The 23,929-nt window shown below is 64.9% G+C and carries 22 protein-coding genes and 1 pseudogene; 10 read left to right on the forward strand and 13 right to left on the reverse strand.

Annotated elements, in window-relative coordinates:
• Window positions 1–22 precede the first annotated feature (22 nt).
• The 6 genes from ACSBOB_RS03095 to ACSBOB_RS03120 are packed head-to-tail and all read left to right on the forward strand — an operon-like array spanning window position 23 to window position 5,867.
• Window positions 23–1,093 (forward strand): phosphotransferase family protein, encoded by a 1,071-nt coding sequence (locus ACSBOB_RS03095; protein WP_442581006.1) that lies wholly within the window; start codon window positions 23–25, stop codon window positions 1,091–1,093.
• Window positions 1,090–1,551: a hypothetical protein gene (locus ACSBOB_RS03100; protein ID WP_442581007.1), complete on the forward strand. Its 462-nt coding sequence runs from the start codon at window positions 1,090–1,092 to the stop codon at window positions 1,549–1,551. The genes ACSBOB_RS03095 and ACSBOB_RS03100 overlap by 4 nt, the downstream gene beginning before the upstream one ends.
• 27 nt (window positions 1,552–1,578) lie before the next feature.
• Window positions 1,579–3,192 carry an AMP-binding protein gene (locus tag ACSBOB_RS03105; RefSeq protein ID WP_442581008.1) on the forward strand — a complete coding sequence of 538 codons (1,614 nt, stop codon included), beginning with the start codon at window positions 1,579–1,581 and terminating at the stop codon, window positions 3,190–3,192.
• Window positions 3,193–3,209: 17 nt separating this feature from the next.
• Window positions 3,210–4,412 (forward strand): acyl-CoA dehydrogenase family protein, encoded by a 1,203-nt coding sequence (locus ACSBOB_RS03110; protein ID WP_442581009.1) that lies wholly within the window; start codon window positions 3,210–3,212, stop codon window positions 4,410–4,412.
• 7 nt (window positions 4,413–4,419) lie between these two features.
• Entirely contained in the window at window positions 4,420–4,866 is a 447-nt protein-coding gene (locus ACSBOB_RS03115; RefSeq protein WP_442581010.1) for a MaoC family dehydratase, read from the forward strand.
• Window positions 4,863–5,867, forward strand: coding sequence for a DUF7064 domain-containing protein (locus ACSBOB_RS03120; protein WP_442581011.1), 1,005 nt, complete (start codon window positions 4,863–4,865; stop codon window positions 5,865–5,867). The genes ACSBOB_RS03115 and ACSBOB_RS03120 overlap by 4 nt, the downstream gene beginning before the upstream one ends.
• Before the next feature lie 107 nt (window positions 5,868–5,974).
• Here the strand turns inward: ACSBOB_RS03120 and ACSBOB_RS03125 are convergent, their stop codons facing one another.
• The 6 genes and pseudogenes from ACSBOB_RS03125 to ACSBOB_RS03150 form a co-directional block, all read right to left on the reverse strand.
• Window positions 5,975–6,673: a TetR/AcrR family transcriptional regulator gene (locus ACSBOB_RS03125; RefSeq protein ID WP_442581012.1), complete on the reverse strand. Its 699-nt coding sequence runs from the start codon at window positions 6,671–6,673 to the stop codon at window positions 5,975–5,977.
• 281 nt (window positions 6,674–6,954) lie between these two features.
• Window positions 6,955–7,041 (reverse strand): annotated as a pseudogene (locus tag ACSBOB_RS03130) (IS6 family transposase); the annotation flags it as partial.
• A 53-nt stretch (window positions 7,042–7,094) separates the two neighbouring features.
• On the reverse strand, window positions 7,095–7,997 hold the full coding sequence (locus ACSBOB_RS03135; RefSeq protein ID WP_442581013.1) for an ABC transporter permease: 903 nt from the start codon (window positions 7,995–7,997) through the stop codon (window positions 7,095–7,097).
• 3 nt (window positions 7,998–8,000) lie between these two features.
• A complete protein-coding gene (locus tag ACSBOB_RS03140) occupies window positions 8,001–8,789 on the reverse strand; it encodes an ABC transporter ATP-binding protein (RefSeq protein WP_442581014.1) in 789 nt (262 codons plus the stop codon).
• Between the two features lie 29 nt (window positions 8,790–8,818).
• Entirely contained in the window at window positions 8,819–9,790 is a 972-nt protein-coding gene (locus ACSBOB_RS03145; protein ID WP_442581015.1) for an ABC transporter substrate-binding protein, read from the reverse strand.
• Window positions 9,791–9,799: 9 nt separating this feature from the next.
• Window positions 9,800–10,807, reverse strand: a complete 1,008-nt coding sequence (locus ACSBOB_RS03150; RefSeq protein WP_442581016.1) for a dipeptidase — start codon at window positions 10,805–10,807, stop codon at window positions 9,800–9,802.
• Window positions 10,808–10,937: 130 nt separating this feature from the next.
• Between ACSBOB_RS03150 and ACSBOB_RS03155 the strand changes: the two genes are divergently transcribed.
• A complete protein-coding gene (locus tag ACSBOB_RS03155; protein WP_442581017.1) occupies window positions 10,938–11,909 on the forward strand; it encodes a LysR family transcriptional regulator in 972 nt (323 codons plus the stop codon).
• A 201-nt stretch (window positions 11,910–12,110) separates the two neighbouring features.
• Here the strand turns inward: ACSBOB_RS03155 and panC are convergent, their stop codons facing one another.
• Both panC and panB read right to left on the reverse strand, forming a co-directional pair.
• Window positions 12,111–13,001, reverse strand: coding sequence for a pantoate--beta-alanine ligase (gene panC / locus ACSBOB_RS03160; protein ID WP_442581018.1), 891 nt, complete (start codon window positions 12,999–13,001; stop codon window positions 12,111–12,113).
• Window positions 12,998–13,843, reverse strand: a complete 846-nt coding sequence (panB, locus tag ACSBOB_RS03165) for a 3-methyl-2-oxobutanoate hydroxymethyltransferase (protein WP_442581019.1) — start codon at window positions 13,841–13,843, stop codon at window positions 12,998–13,000. Before panB ends, panC begins: the two co-directional genes overlap by 4 nt.
• A 496-nt stretch (window positions 13,844–14,339) precedes the next feature.
• Here panB and ACSBOB_RS03170 point away from each other — a divergent pair, with 496 nt between their 5' ends.
• Together ACSBOB_RS03170 and ACSBOB_RS03175 are read left to right on the forward strand one after the other, a co-directional pair.
• A complete protein-coding gene (locus tag ACSBOB_RS03170) occupies window positions 14,340–14,927 on the forward strand; it encodes a DUF308 domain-containing protein (protein ID WP_442581020.1) in 588 nt (195 codons plus the stop codon).
• A 181-nt stretch (window positions 14,928–15,108) separates the two neighbouring features.
• Window positions 15,109–15,690 carry a TetR/AcrR family transcriptional regulator gene (locus tag ACSBOB_RS03175; RefSeq protein WP_442581021.1) on the forward strand — a complete coding sequence of 194 codons (582 nt, stop codon included), beginning with the start codon at window positions 15,109–15,111 and terminating at the stop codon, window positions 15,688–15,690.
• A gap of 231 nt (window positions 15,691–15,921) precedes the next feature.
• On the opposite strand, the gene ACSBOB_RS03180 is transcribed toward ACSBOB_RS03175, so the two are convergent.
• The 5 genes from ACSBOB_RS03180 to ACSBOB_RS03200 all read right to left on the reverse strand — a co-directional run bounded on the left by ACSBOB_RS03180 (window position 15,922) and on the right by ACSBOB_RS03200 (window position 22,704).
• Window positions 15,922–16,770 (reverse strand): RNA polymerase factor sigma-32, encoded by an 849-nt coding sequence (locus ACSBOB_RS03180; RefSeq protein WP_442581022.1) that lies wholly within the window; start codon window positions 16,768–16,770, stop codon window positions 15,922–15,924.
• A 377-nt stretch (window positions 16,771–17,147) separates the two neighbouring features.
• Window positions 17,148–17,726 (reverse strand): CarD family transcriptional regulator, encoded by a 579-nt coding sequence (locus ACSBOB_RS03185; RefSeq protein ID WP_442581023.1) that lies wholly within the window; start codon window positions 17,724–17,726, stop codon window positions 17,148–17,150.
• 358 nt (window positions 17,727–18,084) lie between these two features.
• Window positions 18,085–18,423: a ferredoxin FdxA gene (gene fdxA, locus ACSBOB_RS03190; RefSeq protein WP_442581024.1), complete on the reverse strand. Its 339-nt coding sequence runs from the start codon at window positions 18,421–18,423 to the stop codon at window positions 18,085–18,087.
• A 162-nt stretch (window positions 18,424–18,585) separates the two neighbouring features.
• Window positions 18,586–18,966, reverse strand: coding sequence for an RNA-binding S4 domain-containing protein (locus ACSBOB_RS03195; protein WP_442581025.1), 381 nt, complete (start codon window positions 18,964–18,966; stop codon window positions 18,586–18,588).
• On the reverse strand, window positions 18,967–22,704 hold the full coding sequence (locus ACSBOB_RS03200) for a helicase-related protein (RefSeq protein ID WP_442581026.1): 3,738 nt from the start codon (window positions 22,702–22,704) through the stop codon (window positions 18,967–18,969). It abuts the gene before it with no gap.
• A gap of 376 nt (window positions 22,705–23,080) precedes the next feature.
• Between ACSBOB_RS03200 and aqpZ the strand changes: the two genes are divergently transcribed.
• On the forward strand, window positions 23,081–23,770 hold the full coding sequence (gene aqpZ / locus ACSBOB_RS03205) for an aquaporin Z (RefSeq protein ID WP_442581027.1): 690 nt from the start codon (window positions 23,081–23,083) through the stop codon (window positions 23,768–23,770).
• Window positions 23,771–23,929: the final 159 nt, after the last annotated feature.

Below are 23,929 nucleotides of genomic sequence, written 5' to 3' on the forward strand. Positions count from 1 at the left end.
TGCACAACGGACATTCCGACGCATGAACGCCGAAGCCTCGATCAACCGGCCTGCTGTCTTCGATCCGACGGCGGTTGAGGCAATCCGTGGCGCGCTCTCCGCTTTCGCGGCTACCCGGGTCGGAGGCCCGGTCGAGATCGGTCCGCTGCGTCGGTTCACCGTGGGCTTCTCTTGGGTCACCTACGGCTTCCGTGGCGCCTGGCAGGAAGGCGGTGTGCGCGTCGAGCGCGAGCTGATCCTCCGTGCGGGGCCTCCGACGGGCATCTTCGGCCCCTATCGCGCCTCTCCCGAATGCGTCACCCTGCAGGCCCTGGAGGCGAGCGCCGTCCCCGTGCCCCGCGTCTACTGGTACAGCGACGACACGTCGATCCTGGGCGCGCCCTTCTTCGTCTGCGATCTTCTCAGCGGCGAGGCGCCCATACCGTGGACGCATGACGGCGGCCCCGCCTTCGACGACGAGCGTCGCGTCCTGTTGGGAACGCAATTCGTCGAGGCGCTTGCCGCCCTGCATCGATTGCCCTGGGAGGGCACGCCGGTCGCGGCGATCGATGGAACGAAGGATGTCGGCCGCACGGCGGCGGAGCAGGTCGACAACTGGATGGCGAACCTCGCCCGCTGGTCCACCCACCGGATTCCGATGCTCGAGCTGGCGGCCGCCTGGCTGCGCGAGCGTGCTCCGGTCGCCTCGTGCATCGCGGTCACGCATGGCGACTACCGGATCGGCAATTTTCTTGAGGTCGATGGCCGGATCACAGCCATCCTCGACTGGGAACTGGTCCACCTGGGCGACCCCGTCGAGGACCTGGGCTGGATCTGCCTCCAGGCCTGGCGCGGCCGCTCGCCATATATGTGCCACTTCTTCGAACGGGAAGAGTTGCGCGACCGTTACGCGACGCTGACAGGCCATGAGGTCTCGCTGTCGGATATGGCCTACTGGGAGGCGTTCGGCACCTTCAAGCTGGCGATCATGCACTACGGCGCGACGGACTGCTTCGCTCGCCGTGGCTTCAACGATCTGCGGATGGCTGGCATGGGCGCGCAGATCCCCCGCATGCTCCTGCAGGTGGAATCGGCCATGGAGCGCGCGTCGTGAACATCCCGCTGCAGCGCCTGATCGACGGCATCATAGCCACCATGCGCAGCGACGTCATCCCGCATGTCACCGACTCCTACGCCCGCGGACAGGCGGTCGGTGTCATCGACCTGCTCAACAACATAGCGCCCAGGGTGGAATGGGCGCAGGCGCCGCTGACGAGACTTGTGGCAGCAAAACGCGCCGTGCTGGCCGAGATCGCACCGCTCGTCCTGGGCGTCGACATCCCGGCGATGGACACCGAGCCGGCGACCGCCGAGGACCTGCTTGCCGTCAAGGCGCGGCTCGATGCCGCCATCGGCGACGCCGTCGCGATCGTCTGGCCTCGCCGTGGCGAGGCTGATTTCGCGCGCGCGGCCGCCATCCTGGCCGGTCATCTGCACGACGAGATGGCGGCCGAGATGAGGATTACGCGCAAGCCCTTGTTCGCCGAGATTGCGGGCGGTGCGAAGACATGATGACGACGTGGGCGACGGGAGGAGGCCATGAGCTATCGTCTTGATCCGCGGATGCCGCCGGCCGAACAGTGCGTGCAGCGCTACATGCTGGAGTGTTGGGCCGCCCAACAGCCCGGCAAGGTGTTCGCGATCTTCGCGGACGGGGAGACCTGGACCTATGCTGAGGCGTTGCGCGAGGCGATCGTCACCGCCAACGCCCTGAAGGCGCTCGGGGTCAGGCAGGGCGACTGCGTGCTGTGCTGGCTGCCCAACGGCGCCGACTGCCTGCGCGCCTGGTTCGGCCTCAACTATCTCGGCGCGGTCTTCGTGCCAGTCAACATCGCCTATCGCGGTAACCTTCTCCGGCACGCCTTGTCGCTGTCCGGCGCCAGGCTCGGCATCGTCCACGCAGACCTGCACCAGCGGCTCGGCGAGATCGAGCGCGGCGCGCTGAACGAGATCGTCGTTCTTGGTGGCGAGGGGTTGCCGGTCGCGGGGATGACGGTCCACCAGGCCGACCGATTCAGCTCGTCCGACCTTCGGGCGCCCGCGCTCGACCACGAACTGGCGCCGTGGGACATGCAGTCCGTCGTTTTCACCTCGGGCACGACCGGTCCGTCCAAGGGCGTGATGTCTTCCTACATGCATCTCTACAGCATGGCGAAGGGAGCGCCCTTCCTCGGTCGCGACGACCGCTACATGGTCAACCTGCCGATGTTCCACTCCGGCGGCGTCATGCCTGTCACCGCCATGCTCATCCATGGTGGCTCGATCGTGATGGTCGACGCATTCGACACCAACACCTTCTGGTCCACCGTCCGCGAAAGAGGCGTCACCACATCGATCTTGCTGGGCGTCATGGGTGGTTTCCTACTCAAGCAACCGCCGAGGCCGGATGACAGGGACCATCCGCTCAGGACCTGCACCTACGTTCCGCTCAACGACACCGCCCCGCAGTTCCACGCGCGCTTTGGCACCGACATCCACACCCATTTCAACATGACGGAGATATCGATGCCGGTCGTGTCGGAGCCGAACCCCACGGCGCTCGGCAGCGCCGGCAAGCCGCGCCCCGGCGTGGAGGTACGCCTGATCGACGAGAACGATTGCGAGGTGCCGGTCGGCACGGTCGGCGAAATGGCGGTGCGCACGGATTGCCCATGGGCGATGAACCACGGCTATGCCGGCGATCCCGAGGCGACCGCCGCGGCGTGGCGCAATGGCTGGTTCCATACCGGCGACGGTTTCCGCAAGGACGAGGCCGGCAACTTCTACTTCGTCGACCGGCTGAAGGACGCGATCCGCAGGCGCGGCGAGAACATCTCCTCCTTCGAGGTCGAATCCGAGGTCCTGGAGCATCCCGCGGTGCGTGAGGCTGCCGCGGTCGCGGTCAAGAGCGATGTCGCCGAGGACGAGGTCATGGCGGTCGTCGCCTTGAAGGAGGGGGTAGCGTTCGATCCCGTCGACCTGATCGAGTTCCTGCGCCCGCGTGTCGCCCATTTCATGATCCCGCGCTACGTGCGCGTGGTCGAGGGCCTGCCGCGCACCCCCACGGCCAAGATCGAGAAGGTGAAGCTGCGCGAAGTCGGCATCACCGACGATACCTGGGACCGCGAGGCCGCCGGCATCAAGATCAAACGGGAGAAGGTCGGGCAGAAATAGCCCGGCGGAGGAAGGGTATGTTCGCTGAATTGTCACCCGGGGCGCTGGATCTGCGCGACAGGCTTGTCGCGTTCATGGCCGAACACGTCTATCCGAACGAGCGGGAGCTTCTGGCGCCGCCGCGCGAGGCGGAGAAATGGGCGTCGCGTCCCCTCGCCATGGCGCTGATGGAGAAGGCCAGGGCGGTCGGGTTGTGGAACCTGTTCTACAACCACGGCCCGGAAGGGCAGGGCCTGTCCAACTGGGAATATTCGCAGTTGTGCGAGATCCTCGGTCGCTCGCTCGCCGCCCCGGAGCTCTTCAACTGCAACGCCCCCGACGTCGGCAACATGGAGATCCTCGCGACCTATGGCACGGAGGCGCAGAAGCAGCGCTGGCTGAAGCGGCTCCTCACGGGAGAGATACGCTCCTGCTTTGCCATGACCGAGCCGCAGGTTGCCTCCTCGGATGCGACCAACATCGAGACGTCCATCCTTCGCGATGGCGACGATTACGTCGTCAACGGCCGCAAGTGGTGGACGACCGGCGCGCCCTCCGAACGCTGCAAGATCGCCATCGTCATGGGCAAGAGCGACCCCTCCGCGCCGAAACACCAGCAACAGTCGATGATCCTCGTGCCGATGGACGCAGCCGGCATCACCGTCGTTCGCCCGCTCAGCGTTTACGGCTACGAGCACGCCCCGCTCGGCCACGCGGAGGTGCTGTTCGAGAACGTCCGCGTGCCGGCGGAGAACATGCTGCTGGGCGAGGGCAGGGGGTTCGAGATCGCACAGGGTCGGCTCGGGCCTGGCCGCATCCACCACTGCATGCGCTTCATCGGCCTGGCGGAGCGGGCATTGGAAATCATGTGCGAGCGCGCCAGGACGCGCGTTGCCTTCGGCTCGTCGCTGGCCGAGATGGGCGGCGTGCGCCAGGCCATCGGCCAGTCCCGCTGCGACATCGAGCAGGCGCGCCTCGTCACGCTGAAAGCTGCCTGGATGATGGACACGGTCGGCAACAAGGCGGCCCGCAACGAGATTGCCATCGCCAAGACCGTCGTTCCCGAAACGGCCGGAAAAGTCATCGACCGCGCCATCCAGGTGCATGGGGGAGCCGGCCTGTCGCAGGATTTCTTCCTGGCGGAGGCATTCGCGGAGACTCGGTTCCTGCGTATCGGCGACGGTCCCGACGAAGTCCATCGCGAGGCGCTCGCGCGCGTCGAACTCGCCCGCCGGCATTGAGGGAAGCATGACGCCGCTTCGGATAGGTCAGTCCGTCGTCACCTCCGGCCGCACGATCGGCGAGGGCGACATCAATCTCTTCGCCGGCCTTGTCGGCGACTTCACGCCGATCCACGTCGACGAGACCTTCGCGCGCAACTCCCCGCACGGCACGCGCATCGCCCACGGCCCGCACACGATGGCGACGGCCATCGGCATGGCGACCCTCACCAGCCTGCTCGGCGAGCGGGTTATCGCCATGGTCAATCCGAACTGGGATTTCGCCGGCGCGGTCAAGGCCGGCGACACGGTGCGCTCGCGCGTCACGGTGGAGGAACTTCGTCCGACCTCGAAGCCCGGCCGGTCCCTCGCGACCTACGGCCTCGAGGTTCTCAACCAGCGCGGCGAACGCATTCAGAGCGGACGCATGAAGGTCGTGGTGCGCAGCGACGATGCGGCGGAGGCAGGTCAGTGAGCGACAAGTACATCATGCGGCCGGAGCACGAGTTTAATCACGCCCCCGATGCGTCGCCCAATTTCAATGAGAGTGTCTATTCCAACGCCTTCGACAGCCACTCGGCCTTCGGCGGATGGATGCGCCTCGGCAACCGCGTCAACGAGGGCTATGCCGAACTGTCCGTATGCCTCTATTTGCCAGACGGGCGCATCGCCTGCCAGTTCCGGCGTCCGCCCATCTCCGCCAACGACCGCTTCGAGGCCGGCGGCATTCGCTACACGGTCAACGAGCCGCTGAAGAGCGTGACCATGAGCTATGACGGCGAACTCATCATCGTCGACAATCCGGAGGACCTGCGCAATCCGCAGGAACTCTTCGCCAAGGGGCCGCGTCTGCCGGGCCATGCATCCTGGACCCACATCGCGGAATCGCCCGTCCATGGCGGCGAACCGGTCGATGACACGATCCAGAGCATGTATGGACGCGACTTCTCCCTCGGCCATTTCAACCAGCACAGCCGCGCCACGGGCGTCATCCGGGTCGGCGACGAGAGCTGGGAGATCGATGGCCGCGGCTGGCGCGACCATTCCTGGGGCCCGCGCTACTGGCAGGTCATCTACTTCTACCGGTTGTTCCTCGCCAACTTTCGCAATGGCGACGGCTTCATGCTGCTCAAGATCACCGACCAGAAGGGCAATGTGCGCCGGCAAGGCGTTCTGCTCGTCGACGGCCAGTATGAGGAGGTCCTCGATCTCGAGATGCAGACCGACTGGACCGCCGCCAGGGACCCTGCCTTCGTGCGCCTCGGCGTGATGACGGCGAAGCGCAAGGTTCGCATCGACGGCGAGATCGTCAGGATGGCGCCGCTTCGCAATCGCCGCAAGACCGAGGAGGGCGTGCTCGTCTCGCGCATCGCCGAGGGCTTCACGCGCTTCACTTGGGGCGACCAGGTCGGTTACGGCATGACCGAGTACATCGAGCGCATCGAGGACGGGGACTACGTCGGCTACCCGTTGTAACCCGCCGCATCCACGTTCGGCCGCTTCCATCTCCTGGCGCAAGATATTGCCGGTTGTCGAGCGCGGAAAATCTCGAACGGGGTAAAGTGCACAGCTCCCCGCCGCTGTCAGCCTGTGGCCCCGGCCATCCTTTCGAGCCTGTCGATTGCCTGCTCCAGCCGGCCGGCCAGGTCGGGTCCCTGTTCCTTGTCGCGTATCTTCAGTCCGCTCAGCACGAGGTCGACGATCGAATCGGCGGTGACGTCGGGGTCGAACTGGCCCTCGCCGCGCAGGTAGGCCCAGGTATGATGCTCGATGCAGCCGTAGATCATGTCGCGGACCAGCCGCAGCGCCACGTCGTCGCGCAACTCGCCTGCCGCTATGCCCTCCTTGATGATGTCGAGCGTGCGGCGCGTGTACTGGCGGTTGAGCTCGAACACTGTCGTGTGACTGTAGTCCCGTCCGGTCCGCAGGAACTGGAACATGAGGTCGCACAGCGCCGGTTCCTCATGGATGGTCTTGAGGTGCCGCCAGACCATGAACCGCAGCCGGTTGCGCGTGCCGCGGATGCCGGACAGGTGCAGGTCGTAGTCGGCCAGCATCGACTTGTACCAGTCCTCGATCACCTTCACGAGCAGGTCGCGCTTGTTCTCGAAGTAGCGGTAGATGCTGCCTTCCACGACATTGGCGCGCTCGGCGATGTCGGACATCGGCGCGTCCTCGTAACCCTTCTCCCGGAAGACTGCCCGGGCGGCCGCCATGATGTCGGCCACGCGCCGCTCGCGCGAGAGCCTGAAGACCTGCCGGCGCGCTGTACTGTTCTTCATAAGTCCTCCACGCGAAAGCTGGCCCATCACCGTTCCGCGAAGGCGGCCACGCCTTCCCACCATTCGGGGCCGGCGGCCGCCGCGACAACGGCGTCGACCACGATTCGGTCGGTTTCCTCGGGCGTCGTCATCTGGCAGCGGTACAACGCGCGCTTGGTCTCGGCAACCGAGATGGGGCTGCGCAGCGGTTCTGTCGCAAACTCAGCGTGAGAAAATGATTGGCCGGACAGCGAATTGCTCAGGCAGCGACCGCACTAGCAGCATCGGCGTGAAATGGACGACCAGCGGTGGAGCGTGGAATGGCCAGCCCGAATGCCACGCTCCGTCATCATCTCTTCCGGGTCGCGCAGACTAAGATTGAAAGCGAGACACGACCACCCCTAGAGGCACGCCAATCAGCGTCCAACCCTGGCAGCCATATTCAGGCCCGCATCGTCTCGCGGCCGCCGCCCCTTCCGCGCAGGCTCGGCAGGCCGAGCGTGACCAGCACGAACAGTGCCGTCACCAGCTTGAGGTCGCTCGGCTGCAGGCCCAGCGACAGGCCCAGCGACACGAGCTGATAGTAGATCGCAGCTCCGATCACCGGCGCCAACAGCTGGCGGGTCACCGTATGGCGGCCCGTGACGGTCTCGCCGATCACCAGCGAGGCGAGGCCGTTGATCAGGATGCCCATTCCCATGCCGACATCGGCATAGCCTTGCAGCTGGACCACCAGCGCGCCGCCGAATGCGGTGAGGCCGCTGGCCATGCCGAGCCCGATGACGGTGTAGGTGCAGACGCTGATCCCGAGCGAGGGCGCGAGATCGGGATTGATGCCGACGACACGCAGGGCCGCTCCCGCCTGAGTGGCGAGATACCAGCGCAGCGCCAGCAGCGCTACGAGCAGGAACGTGCCGAAGCAGGCGATCTGGAGCCATACATTGCTGACGATCGCCCGATCGATGTGCAGGAAGATGCTGTCGGCGCTGAACATGGCGACGTTGGAGCGGCCCATGACACGCATGTTGACGCTGTAGAGCGCGGTGAACACGAGGATGCCGGCGAGCAGCGAGTTGATGCGGAAACGCAGGTGAATCAGCGCCGTGGTCGCGCCCGCCGCCACGCCGGCGGCCGTGGCGACGAACGTCGCCAGGAACGGATCGCAGCCGGCGAGGATCAGGGCCGCGCAGACGCTGCCGCCCAGCGGAAACGCGCCTTCGCTGGTCAGGTCGGGAAAGCTGAGCAGCCGGAACGGGATCATAATGCCCAGCACCACGAAGGAATAGATCAGGCTTTGCGCGAGCGTAACGGGCACAAGGTTGAGGAACGCGCTAAAGAACTCCACGGCTCAGTTCCCCAGCAGCATACGGTCGTTGTCGATCTTGAATTTCTCGACCAGGTCGCCGGCGGTCAAAGCCGTCTTCTCGGCGCCGCCGATATCGTCGCGGATGCGGCCTGCATCCATCATGACCAGACGATTCCCGGTCTCGATCGCCTGGCGCATGTTGTGGGTTACCATCAGGGCGGTCAGGGCGTTGGCGGAAACAACCATGAGGGTCGCGGCCATCACGATCTCGGCGGTGCGGGGGTCGAGCGCGGCGGTATGCTCGTCGAGCAACAGCAGCTTCGGTTTCGACAGCACGGCCATGATCAGCGACAGCGCCTGCCGCTGCCCGCCAGAGAGCTGCGCGACCGGTGTCTCCAGTCGGCCTTCCAGCCCGAGTTTCAGATCGGCAAGCCTGGCCCGATAATCGTCCCGCTTGCGGCTGTTGAGATGCGAGGCAAGGCCACGCACCTTGCCGCGCTGTTCCGCCAGTGCAAGATTCTCCTCGATGGTCATTGCTGCTGCGGTGCCAATCATCGGATCCTGGAAGACCCGCGTTATCGCGCCGGCCCGCCGGTGAGCCGGCGTCCGCGTGATGTCGGCGCCGTCGAGGACGATGCTGCCGCCATCCGGGCTTACGGCGCCGGCGATTGTGTTGAGCAGCGTCGACTTGCCCGCCCCGTTGCTGCCGATGATCACCACGAAGTCGCCGCGCGCCAAGGTGAGGTCGACGCGATCGAGCGCCGGTCGGCTGCCGGGCAGGCCGGCGTTGAACGTCTTGCGCAGGCCGCGGCAGACGAGGAGCGGTGCCACAGGCCGCTCTCCGTTTCGGTTCGTTCCGGTCACTTCAGGATCCAGGGGCTGTCCTTGAGTGCGTCGGGAACCGTCAGCCCGACAGCCGCCAGACCCTTGGGGCTGACATAGGAATCGAAGTCTTCCGGCTGCGGGACATAGGGCGCGATATCGGCCGGCTTCTCGCCCTTGAGGATGCGGTCGGCAATATCGGCGGCGTGTTCGCCGTTCTTGAGGTAGGAGATGGCATGGAAGCCGGCCATCTGGTCGGCGAGGTCCGGCGCGAACACGGAGTTGAACAGCGGCAGCTTGATGCGCTGGGCCACCTGCGCCACCACCGGAACGGCGGTCTGCACGATATTGGACTGGATCAGGAAGATCCCATCCACCTGTCCGGCAAAGCTCTGGACGCGCTGCGGCAGGTCGTTGGCATTGTCGACCGGCACGCCCACGACCTCGATGCCGGCTTTGGCGGCGGCTTCCTGGATCAGCTTCATGTTGGTGGCGTCGTTGTCTTCGCCGGGATTGAACAGCGTGCCGATCTTCTTCGCTTCCGGCAGCACCTGCTTGAGATAGACGAAGGTCGCGTCGAAGTCGGGGAGCATGGACGCGCCGGTGCTCCAGGCGGATCCATGCTGCCAATCCGGGACGATGCCGGCCACGACCGGATCGACCACCGCACCGAAGACGATCGGGATCGACTTGTCGGTGATGCCGCGCACCGCCGCCTGGTTGAGCCCGGTGGTGATGGCGAGAATCAGCGCCGGGTGCTTGGCCTCCACCTGCTGCAGGACCTGCGGGATCAGCGAGCGATCGAAATTCGCGTGCTGGAAATCATAGGTGACATCGGTCCCCTCCACATAGCCCAGCGCCGTCATGCGCGTCTTGAAACCCTCGGCGACCTGGTTGAGGGCGGGATGCTCGCCGAAGCTGGCGATGGAGATGAGTTTCGGCTCGGCGTGGGCGACGACGAGGCTGACCGCGAAAAAGGCGGCGGCAAGCAGGACTGATTTGAGGTTCATGTCATGTTCCTATGCTTGAGATGAGGAGACGGGCCGCCAGTTCTGTTCGGCGACCCGAATGAAATTCTCGCCCAGCACGCCGAGTATGGCGGCTTCGCTGTAGCCGTGACGGTCGAGCGCCTCGACCAGTTCGGGAAGGATTTCGGGCTTGACGTCGGCCCAGGGTGGCCGCGGATAACCGCGCTGCGACATCAGCGGCCCGGAATCGTAGAGCTTGATCATGAAGGGCTGGTAGAAGATCACATCAAGCCCCAGCCCGACATGTTCCGGCCCGACCAACTGAGCGATGTGGTTGATGTGGCGCACGAGCGCCGCGACGCTGGCGCTGTTGTCGTCGGTGAGGAATGCGCCGATCGAATTGATGCCGACCACGCCACCGCGCGCCGCCAATGTCTTGATCTGCTCGTCAGTGACGTTGCGTTCGTGGTTCTTCAGCGCCCGCACGCTGGAATGCGATGCGACGACCGGCTTGTCCGAGCGCTCGATGATGTCGAGCGAGGTACGGATGCCGGCGTGGCTGATGTCGAGCAGCATGCCGACACGGTTCGCCTCGGCGACAAAGGCGCGCCCGAGCAGCGACAGGCCTGCATCCGACGGCTCATGGCAGCCGTCGCCCAGCGGGTTGCGGGTATTGTAGGCCAGGATCATCCAGCGGATGCCCAGCCGGTACCAGGTGTCGATCAGCGCCGGCTCGTAGGCGAGAGGCCCGGCGCCCTGCAGATGGAAGCCGATGCCGAGCTTGCCCAACCGCTTGGCGGCGCGCATGTCGGCAACGCTCTCGACCAGCATATAGTCGTTGGCTCGCGCTTCGAACCAGCGGCGCTGTTGCGCGAAATGGCGCAAGGTCGGCTCGGGCCTGTCCCAATCGGCACCAACGGTCAGCGACAGGAAGGAAAAGCCGGCAGCCGCATAGCGCGGCAGCATTCCCGGCCCCTCGTCGAGACATTCCGGCGTCCAGCCGACGGCGCTCTCCCATACGAGCGACTTGTCCAGAAGGGCTTTGGCGGAAAAGCTCAAGACGCATCGTCCATCGGTTTGCGGTCCATCAATCCGTGACAGACTTGAAGCCTAGGCCTACGAGGCCGGGTTGCGCTACGGGGCGATTTGGGTTTGATTGTTTCAAATTTGGAACAATAGGATCACCGTATTGCCGGCGAGCCCCGACCCTTTCGATCTGGTGATCTTCGCCCGCGTGGTGAATGCGGGCAGTTTCGGCGGCGCCGCGGAACAGCTGGGATTGCCGCGATCCACGGTGTCGCGCCGCATCACTGTGCTGGAAGGATTGCTGGGCGAGAAAGTGCTGCAGCGCACCACCCGTCGTGTGGTGCTCACGGAAATGGGGCAGCGCATTCTCGTCCCTGCCGAACAGATCGCCCAGGAGATCGACGGCGTGGTCGCCATTGCCGAGCACCGTCAGGCGATACCATCCGGCCAACTGCGGGTTTCGGTGCCGGCCGATCTTGCCGGGATTTCGCTGGCGCCCATGCTGGCGGCGTTCAGCGTGGCCTATCCCGAGGTCCAGCTCGAGCTCGACTTGTCGCCGCGTTATGTCGACGTGATCGCCGAGAGCTACGATCTTGCCATTCGGGTCGACGGCGCGGTGCAGGATCAGCGTCTGACTACGCGGCATCTGATCGATCTCGGGATCGGCCTCTACGCTGCGCCGTCCTATCTCCAGCGTCGGGGCAGGCCCGACGATCCGAGGGCTTTGACCAAGCACGACATATTGGTGCTGCTCGGCGGCGGCACCCCGATCCCCTGGAAACTGGAAAAGGGCGGCGAGATCATCCCCACCGACGTTAAACCGCGCCGTGTCGCCGCCAATTCCTACGAACTGCTTTTCCGGCTGGCCATGCTGGGTGCGGGCATTGCCGCGATGCCTGATCTTTTCGCCGCGCCTCACGCCGCCGCGGGCGAACTGGTGCGCGTGCTGCCCGACTGGACGATGCGGCCGGCGACCGTGCGGGCGGTCTTCCCTAGCCGCCAGTTGATGCCGCGCAAGACCCGTGCCTTCCTCGACGCCATGTTGAGTTTTCTCAAGCCGTCCACGCCGCGCGATCCGGCTTTTGCCGAGGCGGCACGCGCACTCGGCTTCGGCGACGGCAGCCTTCCCCTATGAGCCAGCCCGTTGCGCGAAGATCGATGCCCTGATCCAAAGCTGCCGGGACAGGCAAGTGGCCCTTCGGTTGATGCGCAAGCGACTGGAGGCCAGGAGGCCACGCCAGGCGTCACGATCACCGGCACGTCCCTTCTTCCACAGCAAAGGAACGCGGATGCCAGGCGCGGCGGCGGCTGAGCCTCCGAGCCGGTATGGGACCCATCAGGCTGCCTTGGCCGGACTGGATTCTTCGGAGGAAGCGCGTCCTGGTCGGACACTCACATTGTCGATGAGGCGCACGTCGCCGAGCCAGGCGGCCACCAGCAGACGTGCCGGACGCTCCGCGGCGTCGAGTGGCGAAAGATCGTCATCGGCCCTCAATTCGAGGTATTCGACCTGGCTGTAGCCGGCAAAGAGGATGGCCTGCCTGGCCTCGGCGAGCACCTTGTTGGGGTCCGCTTCAGCCGTCAGCCGAGCGGCCGCTTCGAACAGGATTGCGGCAAGTCTCGGCGCGGCCTGTCGCTCGTTGGCCGACAAGCGGACATTTCGCGACGACATGGCCAGGCCGTCTTCCTCCCGCACTGTCGTGCAGGCGACGATCTCTACGGGCAAGTCGAGGTCGCGTGCCATCCGGCGTACGACGTGCAACTGCTGGAAATCCTTTTCGCCGAAGAAGGCGAGGTCGGCGCCTGTCTGGAGAAACAGCTTGGCCACCACCGTTGCCACGCCGTCGAAATGGCCAGGGCGGTTGGCCCCGCAAAGGCCCTCGCTCACGCCTGCCACAGAGACTGTGGTGGCGAAGCCTTCCGGATACATCTCGGCACCGTCCGGCGCGTAGAGCATGTGCGCGCCCAGCGTCGCGAGCCTGGCGGCGTCCTCGTGTTCGGTTCGCGGATAGGCGGCGAGATCGGCCGCTCTGTTGAACTGCTTCGGATTTACGAACAGCGTCACGATCACCCGGTCGGCGCGCTCAAGCGCCGCGCGCACGAGGCTCAGATGGCCCTCGTGCAGGGCGCCCATCGTCGGCACGACGGCGATCTTGAGGTCTTCGCGGCGCCATGCGGCAATGGTCCCGCGCAATTCCGCGACGGTGCGGACGATCGGTATGCTCATGCGGCTTCTCCTCCTTTGACGGGTGTCGGCGCGTCGCCGAACACATGCTCCGCAGCCGGAAAGCGGCGTTTCCTGACCTCTTGCGCATAGGTCGCGATCGCGAACGAGGCGGCGTCTCCCAGTTCGGCGTAGCGCTTGACGAATTTCGGCCGGAAGTCGCCGAACAGGCCCAGCATGTCGTCGACCACCAGCACCTGCCCGTCGCAGGTCGGCGAGGCGCCGATGCCGATGGTGGGGATCGCGATTTCCTCGGTGATCCGGCGAGCGAGCGGTTCAGGCACCTTTTCCAGCACCACCGCGAAGGCTCCAGCCGCCGCCACCGCAAGCGCGTCACGGCAGATACGTTCGCCGTCCTCACCCCTACCCTGCACGCGATAGCCGCCGAATGTGTTGACCGCCTGCGGAGTCAGCCCAATATGAGCCATCACCGGGATGCCACGTGCGGTGAGAAAGCGGATCGTCTCCGCCATCGCCTCGCCGCCTTCGAGCTTGACGGCCGCGCTGCCGGTCTCGGTCATCACGCGGGCGGCATTGCGGAAGGCCTGATCCGGCCCTTCTTCGTAGGAGCCGAATGGCATATCGACGACCATCAGGGCCTGCTCAAGGCCGCGCCGCACAGCCTTGCCATGCATGATCATCATCTCCAGCGTCACGCCGAGCGTCGACGGCAGGCCGTGGAGAACCATGCCCACACTGTCTCCCACCAGCACCACGTCGCAATGGGGATCGACGAGCCGCGCGATCGGGGTCGTATAGGCCGTCAGACAGACGAGCGGCGTCTTGCCCTTGCGCGCGGAAATATCCGGCGGAGTGAGAGCCTTGGCTGGTCCTGTTGCGCTCATGACGCCTTCTCCCCCAACGTCAGCCGCCCGCAGGCCGTTTTGCACAGATTTGTGCGATTGCGAAGGGGAAATTTGCATCGCAACATAAGTCCTGCGGCGTGCTGCTGTTCCAGTGCTACGCCATGCGTCCAAACATACGCCGAAAGGAAACAGATCTGCCCGTATTGGGCATGGGGCGCTGAACACAGCCTTAATATTTGACGAGAAGCCGGTTCCCGCGTTCGAAGCATTCGTGCTGAGCGACCGGGCCGCCTCCGATCAGTCGGATCGACGCAAGCCGCCGGCAAATCCTGAAAGCCGCATGGCGCGGTCGCGCAAGCCCCAAAGGCTGCCACGGTTGAGCGCTTCCAGCATGGCGATCGGCCCTTTGTTTCCGGTCGGAGGCGTGGACGGGGCGCCGCAAGGAGAGGATCGAGGCCTGCGGATGAGCCTATTGACTGCAGCGAAACTACCTATTAGTAGGTAGATATCTCATCAGTTAATGTTGGAAAACAGCATGCTTGCCCAAAACACTGGAAACCTCGCCGACGGGTCAAACACGTGGCTCAAAAGCTATTACTTCATGCGGTTCGCCGTTTCGGCCGTATGGGTCGCACTGGCTTTCACAATCGCCAAGACCATGCCGCTGTTGGCCGCGATCATGCTGGTCGCGTATCCTGCCTGGGATGCCCTGGCGAACTTCGTCGATGCCCGGCGCACGGGCGGGATCAGTCGAAACAAGTCGCAGCTGCTGAACTTTGTCGTCAGCGTGCTTGCCACTTTGGCGGTGGCTATCGCGCTGACCAACAGCATGAACGCGGTGCTCGCGGTCTATGGCGTCTGGGCTGTTCTATCTGGCCTGTTTCAACCGATTACCGCCGTGCGGCGCTGGAAGATCATCGGCGCGCAGTGGGCGATGATCTTGAGCGGCGCTCAATCGGCGTTGGCCGGAATCTTCTTTGTGATAATGGCTGGCGGTGTTGAAGATATCGGCATCACGAATGTCGCGCCATACGCCGCGTTTGGCGCCTTCTACTTCCTGGTGTCGGCTGTGTGGCTGACGGTCAGCGACATCCTTCGCAAGTCACCGCGGATCGCCAGCTAGGGTGCCCTTGAAAGAACTGTTCCTGACGTTCCTTTTCGCTGACGGGTGGTGCGCTGTCTTCGTGGAGACGGCGCATTTCCTCTCGAACGGGATTGCCGGAAAGCCTTACTCTTGCCTCGTCGGCTTGGACTAAAGCTGCGAGGATTGGAAAAACTCCGATGGACCTATTAGAAGGCGGATAATGGACACGGCGCTAGGTGACACTGCGGGCAAACTGGTTGGCGGAGCCGCACAACTCATCATGCGGGTCGGCTACAACGGTTTCAGCTATGCCGACCTGTCGGAGCGCTTTGGCATCCGCAAGGCCAGCATTCACTACCACTTCCCCTCGAAAGCCGATTTGGTCGTAGCAGTCGTCGAACAAGCGCGTGCGGGCATCCAAGCCCAGGTCGCTGCGCTGGACGAAGGCTCGCCGGTCGCACTGGATCAACTACGGTTTTATACCGGGTATTGGGAACGCTGTATCAAGGATCAGTCCGCTCCCTTCTGCCTAGCTGCCGTGCTGGCGGCGGAACTGCCCAGTCTGCCCGAAACGGTGGCAGCTTCCGTCCAAGGTCATTTCGCCGACCTCGGCAAATGGTTGGAACGGCTGTTGGAACTGGGTGTAGAGCAGGGGTCCGTGCATCTCGATGCATCCCCCGATATCGAGGCGCAGGCTTTCATGGCGTCCGTATATGGAGCCATGCTTGCTGCCCGGGCGTTCAATGACCCGCAACGGTTTCACGTGATCGTGGAAACTCTTTTTCGTCGTATTCGCGCCTGACGCTCTCGACGATACTCGCGCAGGCGATCGTTCCCGACGACCGGGCTGGGGCGGCGCCTTGAACTGATGCGGTGGATGCCCCTCTCGCCCGGCATCCAATGATGCAATGAGCGCCGTTGTGGCGCTGTCGAAGGAGGAGAGCATGTCAGACGTGCGTATTCTGGCGATCGACATCGCCAAGCGGAGCTTTCCGGTCTGTGCCACCGATCGGGGTGGGGCGTATATTGACGGTCAGGCCATGAAGGCGGAACTGCCGTTGACCAGCGCGACGCGCAGCTTTTCCAGTGCGCGGCTTTCGATCTGGCGCACGCGCTCCTTGGAGATACCGAGGGACTCGCCGAGCGATTCCAGCGTCGCTCCTTCATCCTGAAGCCGCCGCTCGGCGATGATCTGCCGCTCACGCGGGTTGAGAACACCCAGGGCCTTGTACAGCCACCCGGACCGCCGCTCGTCGTCGATCGTCTCGCCGACGACCTCGTCCGGCAGCGGAGCGTCGGAGATCAGGAAATCCATGCGGTCGGCGCCGCCATCCTCTCCCATCGGCACGTTGAGCGACGAATCGGGAGAGGAGAGCCGCGAATCCATCAGCGCCACATCGGCTTCGGATACGCCGAGTTCTGAGGAGATTTCCTTGTAGAGCGCCGCTCCGGTCAGCCCCTCGTCGCCACGCGCCAGCCTCGCCCGCAATCGCCTGAGATTGAAGAACAGCGCCTTCTGCGCCGAACTCGTGCCGCCGCGCACGATCGACCAGTTGCGCAGGATGTAGTCCTGCATCGATGCCCTTATCCACCACGTGGCGTAAGTGGAGAAGCGGACCTCGCGCTCCGGCTCGAAGCGTGCCGCCGCCTCAAGCAGCCCGACATGGCCTTCCTGGATGAGATCGCCCATGGACAGTCCGAAATGCCGGAAGCGCGAAGCCATCGAGATGACGAGGCGCATGTGCGACACTGTTATGCGGTGCATCGCGTCCTGATCGTGATTGTTCCGCCAGCGCTGGGCGAGTTCCAGTTCCTCGGATCGTTCGAGATAGGGAGCAGCCATCGCCGCGTTGATCATCGACCTTCTGGCTTTGTCGTCCATGACCGTCGTCCCTGAGAGGGGTCCCCGCCCGGAAAAATCTAAGACCGGCACAATCGAAAGGGTCACGAGGCAGAACGAAGAAGAAAGCGTGATCCGCATCTCCACGCGCCTACCCGGAGACTTCAATGCTCCGAACTTGGCGCAAAACGCTGGGTTTCCTTGATGGTTCCGCCCGGCTTCGCACGACTTCGTGAACGGCTGCCACAGCGTGGAACGAGCCTGATCGTTGTCGCTTCGCCTGCCTCCAAGGCGGGTTCGCCGGAAAACGCCGCAGATCAGAAGATGATTCGGCGGCTGGGGAAGACCGAGCCGCCGCCGGATGCAAAAAACCCGGCACGAGGCCGGGTTTTTCGGGATCTAATGGAAACAACGCGCCGTCAGGCAGCCTCTTCCTGCTCGGCTTCCTCATTGTCGGCCTTGGCGCCGCGCTTTGGACCCTTGGCAAGATTGGTCTCGATCATGCGGACGGCTTCGGTCTCCGACAGGCGGTTCACCGCGGCGATCTCGCGCGCCATGCGGTCGAGGGCCGCCTCATAGAGCTGGCGTTCGGAATAGGACTGCTCCGGCTGGTTCTCGGCGCGATAAAGGTCGCGCACCACCTCAGAGATGGAGATCAGGTCACCGGAGTTGATCTTCTGGTCATACTCCTGCGCGCGACGCGACCACATGGTGCGCTTGACGCGGGCGCGGCCCTGCAGGACCTTCAGCGCACGATCGACATAGTCGGTCTCCGACAGCTTGCGCATGCCGATGGCGGTGGCCTTGGCGACCGGTACCTTCAGGCGCATCTTGTCCTTGGCGAAGTCGATGACGAAGAGCTCGAGCTTGTGGCCGGCGACTTCCTGCTCGTCGATCGACACGATCTGGCCGACGCCGTGAGCCGGATAGACGATGAACTCCCCGCTCTTGAACCCGTGACGAACTGGGGACTTCTTCTGCACTTGTGTGGTTGCCATTACGCCCTGAACTCCTGTTGCGCCGCCGGCACTTAGTGCCGACCGACAAATGGATCGGCTTTTCGCCGAACGAGAGCCGCCAGAGACAGCACAAATCCCTCCGGAAAAGCATGAACAGGGCTAGGCCGGAAACGGCCAAACCCAGCCCAAGTTGCCTTGGCCGGACGGGAATTACACCTTTCAGTGATAGAGGCTTTTCGCCATTTAACGACGATGTGTCTGCGGCATGTTTTTACCGGGTAGCATAAAAACGGGCAAGAATCAAGAATTTACTGCACCCGCGAAGATGGAGGCCAGCGCAAGGCCTGTCCCCGCACTCAAGTCAAATCTTAAAAATGCGCGAACGCGTGCCTGTTCGTCAGTCGCCTTCACCGGGCTCGGCGGAAAAATACTGCTCAAGCTTGTTCTCGACACCATCGAACGCCTTGGCGTCCGGAAGCTCGTCCTTCTTGACCGTGATGTTCGGCCATTTGACCGAATATTCGGTGTTGAGCTTCAGCCATTTGTCGAGCCCCGGCTCGGTGTCCGGCTTGATCGCATCGGCAGGACATTCGGGCTCGCACACGCCGCAATCGATGCACTCGTCGGGATGGATGACGAGCATGTTCTCGCCTTCGTAGAAGCAGTCGACTGGACAGACCTCGACGCAGTCGGTGTACTTGCACTTGATGCAGTTGTCGGTGACGACATAAGTCATGGTCGAGGCTCCGGCGGCTTTCCGCTCATCGGTCTGGGCGTGACGTAATTCCTTTGCCGCACGCTGGCAAGGGTCAGCTTTGCGCCGCCAGGCCGCAGCATGGAATGGCATTTCGGCTGGTGTCGCCGGCAAGGGACGGGCGGCCGCATCCAACCGCGCGGTTCAGGTGTCATCGCGCAACCGGTCCGTCTGGCGGCGTTCCTTCTTGGTTGGGCGGCCGCTGCCGATGTCGCGGACGGCGGGCAGCGCATCCGGCAGGGCTTTTTCGCTGGCCGGCGGTGGCGAAAGGTCTTCGTAAAGCGTGCGAGCCTCTTCCGCCGGCCCGCGCCGGCTGCCGGGCGCGACGATCCGGTAGACCAGGATGCGGCGGTCGAGCGTAATGGTCAGCGTGTCGCCGCCTTGTACCAGATCGGAAGCCTTGTCCGTCTTCTCGCCGTTGATCCGCACCCGCCCCGCCTGCGCAAGCTTGGCGGCCAGCGAGCGGGATTTGACGACGCGCGCGAAAAACAGCCACTTGTCGATGCGCTGCCGCGTCTCCGCCATCTACTTCTTGAGCTGGTCACGCAGGGCCGCGAGCTTTGCGAAGGGCGAATCCGGATCGAAACGGGCGGGGCGTTCTTCGCGGGGCTTGGCCTGGAAGGCGGGTTTGCCGCTATCCTTGTTGCGATGGTCGGGCCGGTCGCCGCGTTCCGGCCGGCTTCCGCGATCGGGGCGGTTGCCATGGTCAGCCTGCGGGCGATTGCCGTGGTCGCCCTGAGGGCGGTCGCCGCCCGGCTTGCCCTTGTAGCGGCTGCGGTCGAATTTCGGCTTGTTTGCAGGGCGCTGGTCGCCGGCGGGCCGCTGGTCTCCCACGGGTGCGCCTTCGGAACGACCTCGCCTCGGGCCGCGTGCATCGCGCTGGCCCTCGGTCTTTTGCCCATCCGGACGGGACTGCCCGTCGCGCGGCGTACGGTTGCGGTCGCCGTGGCGGTGGCGCGGACGCTGCTCCAAACGGGCCGGGCGCCACAAAAGCAACGGCTTAGGCTCTTCGGAGGGAACCTCAGGAACGGGCGCCGAAACCGAATGAACATCCGATTCTGTTGCGTTTTCAACAGCTTCGACGGAAGGACCGGCGATATCGCCCGTTTCCGGTTGACGCACGGCGATTTCGGGGCCGACTTCCGCATCATTCTCAGCAGCGGCCGTGACGGGCTGCTCGCCGGGCGCAACGCTGGCTGCGGGTTCCGGAGACGCTTCATCGGCCGTATCGGGCGCAGCCGAGGCCACGTCGTCCGAAGTCGCTTCCGACTCCGAAGCCGGTGCCTGATCGGTATCGCGCCCAGCGATCTCGGCCGTTTCTTCCACGGCCTCGTCCTCGACGGCATGCGGAGCTGGCTCCGCCGCGACGACCTCGGCTCCCTCTCCGGTTGCCGCCGCCACCACGGAATCTTCGGCGGGCTGTGGCGCGGCTTCGGAACCGACGGTTTCATCACCGGCAGCAGTGTCGCCGGTCTCCGAGACAGCCGGATCAATCGCCTGCCCCGTGGCGCCTTCGTCCGAACCAGCCTCGGAGGTTTCGCCGAGCGGCGAAATGGCGGCCGCGGAATGGTCGCCCGCCCCTTCGTCCGTCTCCCCCAAAATCCCGTCGACCGTTTCGCCGGCTGCAGAATCGCCTCTCGCGGCTTCGGCTGCCACAGCATCGGCTTCGGCCCTGGCTGCCTCCGCCCTTGCCGCCTTCTCGGCCGCGGCCGCTTCCTGCGCGGCGGCGCGGTCGGCGGCTGCCTTGGCAGCGGCCTCGCGGGCGGCGATGTCGAGCAGTTCGAGGCGCGCCTTGACGTCGGCGGCAGGCTTGGGCTCGGAGCGGTAGCCGAGACCCTTGAGAATCTCCTCGATGTCATCGCCACTGGCGCCGAGGATCGACATCATCGCCGGCGTGACCAGGAAGGCGCTGCCGTCGAAGGCGCCGTCGGGGCGAAGGCCCGCGCCGGGCTTCCACGACAAAGCGGGCCGGATCAGGTCAGCGAGCCGCTCCAGAATATCGACGCGCACGGCGCGGCGGCCGAGGATGCGGAAGCCGGCTAGCGCATAGAACGCCTTGTCGAACACTGCGTTGACCAGCACCGAGGTGCGGCCGGCCGCCAGCATGTGGACGACATCGCCGAAACCGGGCTTGTCCTTGCCGTCGTTCTTCAGCGACCACAGCAGGGTGATGATGCTGGCCGGCGCGGGCTTGATCAGCGCCGGGACGAAGATGTGGTAGGCGCCGAAGCGCACGCCGAGCCGGCGGAGCGCGGCGCGCCCTTCCTGGTCGAGCGACTTCACCTCGTCGGTGATGTCGCGGCGGTTGATCAGTCCGAACTGCTCGACCAGCCGGAAGGCGATGCCGCGCGCGATGCCGGTCAGCTGGTCCGCCTGCTTCAGGTCGATCAGCGGCTTCAGCGCAGTCTCGATCTGGAAGGCGACAAAGCGCTCGGCGCGCGCCGCCACCTTGTCGCGGGCAGGCCCGGTCAACTGTTCGTCGGCGAGCAGGATGACGCGCGGCTTCAGCGCGTCCTCAGTCGCGGCAAGCGTGCCGATCGGCGCGCCGATCCAGCGCAATATGCCATCCGACGCCAGCGCGATGTCGTGATTGCCGGACAGCGCGAAACGGTCGGCGCGCGCCTCGAACTCGGCGGCAAGCGCCTTCTGCGCGGCGGCGCGGATCGCCTTGCCATCCTCGCCGCCGGCACTCTGGTCGGCGGTGAAGCGGAACCCTTGCAGGTCGCCGACATGGTGGCCTTCGACTGTGACGGTTCCGGACGGGTCTATCTCGGCTTCAAGCATCGTATTTTCTCTTAGGCGCCGCATGAGGACGGAAGTCCTGCGATCAACGAAGCGTTTCGTCAACCGCTCATGCAGGGCATCGGACAATCTGTTTTCGATCTCGCGCGTTTTTTCCTGCCAGTGCAGCGGATCGGCCAGCCAGCCAGGCCGGTTCGACACATAGGTCCAGGTGCGGATCTGGGCGATGCGACCGGACAGCGTGTCGATATCGCCCTCGGTGGAATCGGAACGGCGCACCTGCTCGGCCATGTAATTCTCGTCGACATGGGCGCGCCGGGCGATGTCGCCATAGATCGAGCCGATCAGCTCCGAATGCTGCGCCGGCGCGATGCGCCGGTAGTCCGGCAGCGAGCAGACGTCCCAGAGCAGCGCGACGCGCTGCCTGCTTGTCGCCAGGTCCCGGATGTCCGGATCGCGGGCGAGGTGTTCCAGGGCGCGGACGTCGACGGCGGGCAGCGCGCGCGTCAGGCCCTCGACAGGTGTGGGCGTCTCGATCGAGTGGCGCAGTGCGTCGAGGCTGGAGAAGTCGAATTGCGCGGTGCGCCATTGCAGCACCTTCACCGGCTCGAAATCGTGCCCCTCGATCTTCTCGACCAGATCGTCGTCGAGCGGATCGACCTGGCCGGTGACCCCAAAAGTGCCGTCGCGCAGGTGCCGGCCGGCGCGGCCGGCGATCTGGCCGAGTTCCGCCGCTGTCAGTGGGCGGTACTGGAATCCGTCGAATTTCCGGTTCTGGGCGAAGGCGACATGATCGACATCGAGGTTCAACCCCATGCCGATGGCGTCGGTTGCGACGAGATAGTCGACGTCGCCCGACTGGTAGAGCGCGACCTGCGAATTGCGGGTGCGCGGCGATAGCGCGCCGAGCACGACGGCGGCGCCGCCGCGTTGGCGGCGGATCAGTTCGGCGATGGCGTAGACCTCGTCGGCGGAGAACGCGACGATGGCCGAGCGGCGCGGCAGGCGGGTCAGCTTCTTCGATCCGGCATAGGCCAGGTGCGACAGGCGCGGCCGGGTCACCACCGATATGCCGCGCAGCAATCTTTCAAGGATGCCGCGCATAGTGGCGGCGCCGAGCAGCAGCGTCTCCTGCCGCCCGCGCAGATGCAGGATGCGGTCGGTGAAGATGTGGCCGCGCTCGAGGTCGCCAGCGAGCTGGATCTCGTCGATGGCGACGAAGGCGGCGTCCGTCTCGCGCGGCATGGCTTCCACCGTGCAGACTGAATAGCGCGCGCCAGCCGGCGTGATCTTCTCCTCGCCGGTGACCAGCGCGACCTTGTTTGCACCGACCTTCTCGCAGACGCGGGCATAGACCTCGCGCGCCAGGAGGCGGAGCGGCAGGCCGATGACGCCGCTCTCGTGGGCGACCATGCGTTCGATGGCGAGGTGGGTCTTGCCGGTGTTGGTCGGTCCCAGCACGGCGGTCACGTCGCGCCCGGAGAGGATCAGCGGGTCGGCCTTGAACTGGTGGAGATTCATCGGATCGGAAATCGGCCCTTCGGCTTGGTTTCGGCGCGCCACCCGCAGATAGCCTCGCCCAGGATTTCGGCAACCCGCCCTGTGCGTCAGAAATAGGGACTTCGGGCGGGAAACGGAAGCCTTATGTTCCGGACCGGCCGGTTGATTCGCGGAACGAGTCTGGAACGAATCGGCGACGAATCGCTGACTCGACCTGATTCAGGGTTTGTTCCATCTTGCTCCCGACGAGCCTCGTCCGCGCTATCGTGTTGATCCTGAATCCAAATTTGACTCCGGGGAATCTCCCCGGCGGGCGTTGGCGGACTCTCAATTGTGGCTTTTTTTTGCCTGCACGCAGAGATAGAGTGTGCGCCGTGGTCAAGGAGGGAATTCTGCCATGTCTAAGCGATTGATCGCTGAATTTATCGGTACGTTCTGGCTTGTGTTGGGTGGGTGTGGCAGTGCGGTGCTTGCCGCCGGCTTTCCCGGTTTTGGCATTGGGTTTCTCGGAGTGGCGCTGGCCTTCGGCCTGACGGTGCTGACGATGGCCTATGCGGTGGGCGGCATTTCCGGCGGCCATTTCAACCCGGCGGTCACCGTCGGCCTGTTCACCGGCGGCCGCTTCGAGGCCAAGGACGTCATTCCTTACATCGTCGCGCAGGTCGTCGGCGCGATCGTCGCGGCGGTGGTGCTCTATGCGATCGTGAGCGGCAAGGCGGACTTCGCCGGCGTCGGCGGCTTCGCCTCCAACGGCTATGGAGACGCGTCGCCCGGCAAGTTCTCGATGCTCTCGGGGCTGATCATCGAGATCGTCATGACCTTCATCTTCCTGTTCGTCATCCTGCGGGTGACGTCCGGCGACGTTCCCGCCGGCTTCGCGCCGATCGCCATCGGCCTGTGCCTGACGCTGATCCATCTGGTGACGATCCCGGTGACCAACACCTCGGTCAACCCGGCACGCTCCACCGGCGTGGCGCTGTTCGCGGAAGGCCCGGCGCTGGCGCAGCTCTGGCTGTTCTGGGTCGCCCCGCTGATCGGCGGCGCGCTGGCCGGCATCGTGCACTCGGCGCTGTTCGAGAAGAAGTAGTTTTGGCCGCTCGGGCTGTCGCCCGGGCGCGTGTTTCGAGCGAGACGGCGGCGTTCAATGCGCCGCCGTGTTGTATTGTGGCATTCGGCGGAACTACGGCGCTCGGTCCGGCACCCCTCATCCGACCTCGCTTCGCTCGGCCACCTTCTCCCCTTGTGG

It is taken from the genome of Mesorhizobium sp. KACC 23794 (genome assembly GCF_052180275.1).
Lineage (GTDB): Bacteria > Pseudomonadota > Alphaproteobacteria > Rhizobiales > Rhizobiaceae > Kumtagia.

What these genes read in the sequence shown, in the direction of transcription:
- ACSBOB_RS03095 (WP_442581006.1), top strand. Translation starts at nt 23, where the DNA reads ATGAACGCCGAAGCCTCGATCAACCGGCCTGCTGTCTTCGATCCGACG.
- ACSBOB_RS03105 (WP_442581008.1), top strand. Translation starts at nt 1,579, where the DNA reads ATGAGCTATCGTCTTGATCCGCGGATGCCGCCGGCCGAACAGTGCGTG.
- ACSBOB_RS03110 (WP_442581009.1), top strand. Translation starts at nt 3,210, where the DNA reads ATGTTCGCTGAATTGTCACCCGGGGCGCTGGATCTGCGCGACAGGCTT.
- ACSBOB_RS03115 (WP_442581010.1), top strand. Translation starts at nt 4,420, where the DNA reads ATGACGCCGCTTCGGATAGGTCAGTCCGTCGTCACCTCCGGCCGCACG.
- ACSBOB_RS03125 (WP_442581012.1), bottom strand. Translation starts at nt 6,673, where the DNA reads ATGAAGAACAGTACAGCGCGCCGGCAGGTCTTCAGGCTCTCGCGCGAG.
- ACSBOB_RS03145 (WP_442581015.1), bottom strand. Translation starts at nt 9,790, where the DNA reads ATGAACCTCAAATCAGTCCTGCTTGCCGCCGCCTTTTTCGCGGTCAGC.
- panC (WP_442581018.1), bottom strand. Translation starts at nt 13,001, where the DNA reads ATGAGCATACCGATCGTCCGCACCGTCGCGGAATTGCGCGGGACCATT.
- panB (WP_442581019.1), bottom strand. Translation starts at nt 13,843, where the DNA reads ATGAGCGCAACAGGACCAGCCAAGGCTCTCACTCCGCCGGATATTTCC.
- ACSBOB_RS03170 (WP_442581020.1), top strand. Translation starts at nt 14,340, where the DNA reads ATGCTTGCCCAAAACACTGGAAACCTCGCCGACGGGTCAAACACGTGG.
- ACSBOB_RS03175 (WP_442581021.1), top strand. Translation starts at nt 15,109, where the DNA reads ATGGACACGGCGCTAGGTGACACTGCGGGCAAACTGGTTGGCGGAGCC.
- ACSBOB_RS03180 (WP_442581022.1), bottom strand. Translation starts at nt 16,770, where the DNA reads ATGGACGACAAAGCCAGAAGGTCGATGATCAACGCGGCGATGGCTGCT.
- ACSBOB_RS03185 (WP_442581023.1), bottom strand. Translation starts at nt 17,726, where the DNA reads ATGGCAACCACACAAGTGCAGAAGAAGTCCCCAGTTCGTCACGGGTTC.
- fdxA (WP_442581024.1), bottom strand. Translation starts at nt 18,423, where the DNA reads ATGACTTATGTCGTCACCGACAACTGCATCAAGTGCAAGTACACCGAC.
- ACSBOB_RS03195 (WP_442581025.1), bottom strand. Translation starts at nt 18,966, where the DNA reads ATGGCGGAGACGCGGCAGCGCATCGACAAGTGGCTGTTTTTCGCGCGC.
- ACSBOB_RS03200 (WP_442581026.1), bottom strand. Translation starts at nt 22,704, where the DNA reads ATGAATCTCCACCAGTTCAAGGCCGACCCGCTGATCCTCTCCGGGCGC.
- aqpZ (WP_442581027.1), top strand. Translation starts at nt 23,081, where the DNA reads ATGTCTAAGCGATTGATCGCTGAATTTATCGGTACGTTCTGGCTTGTG.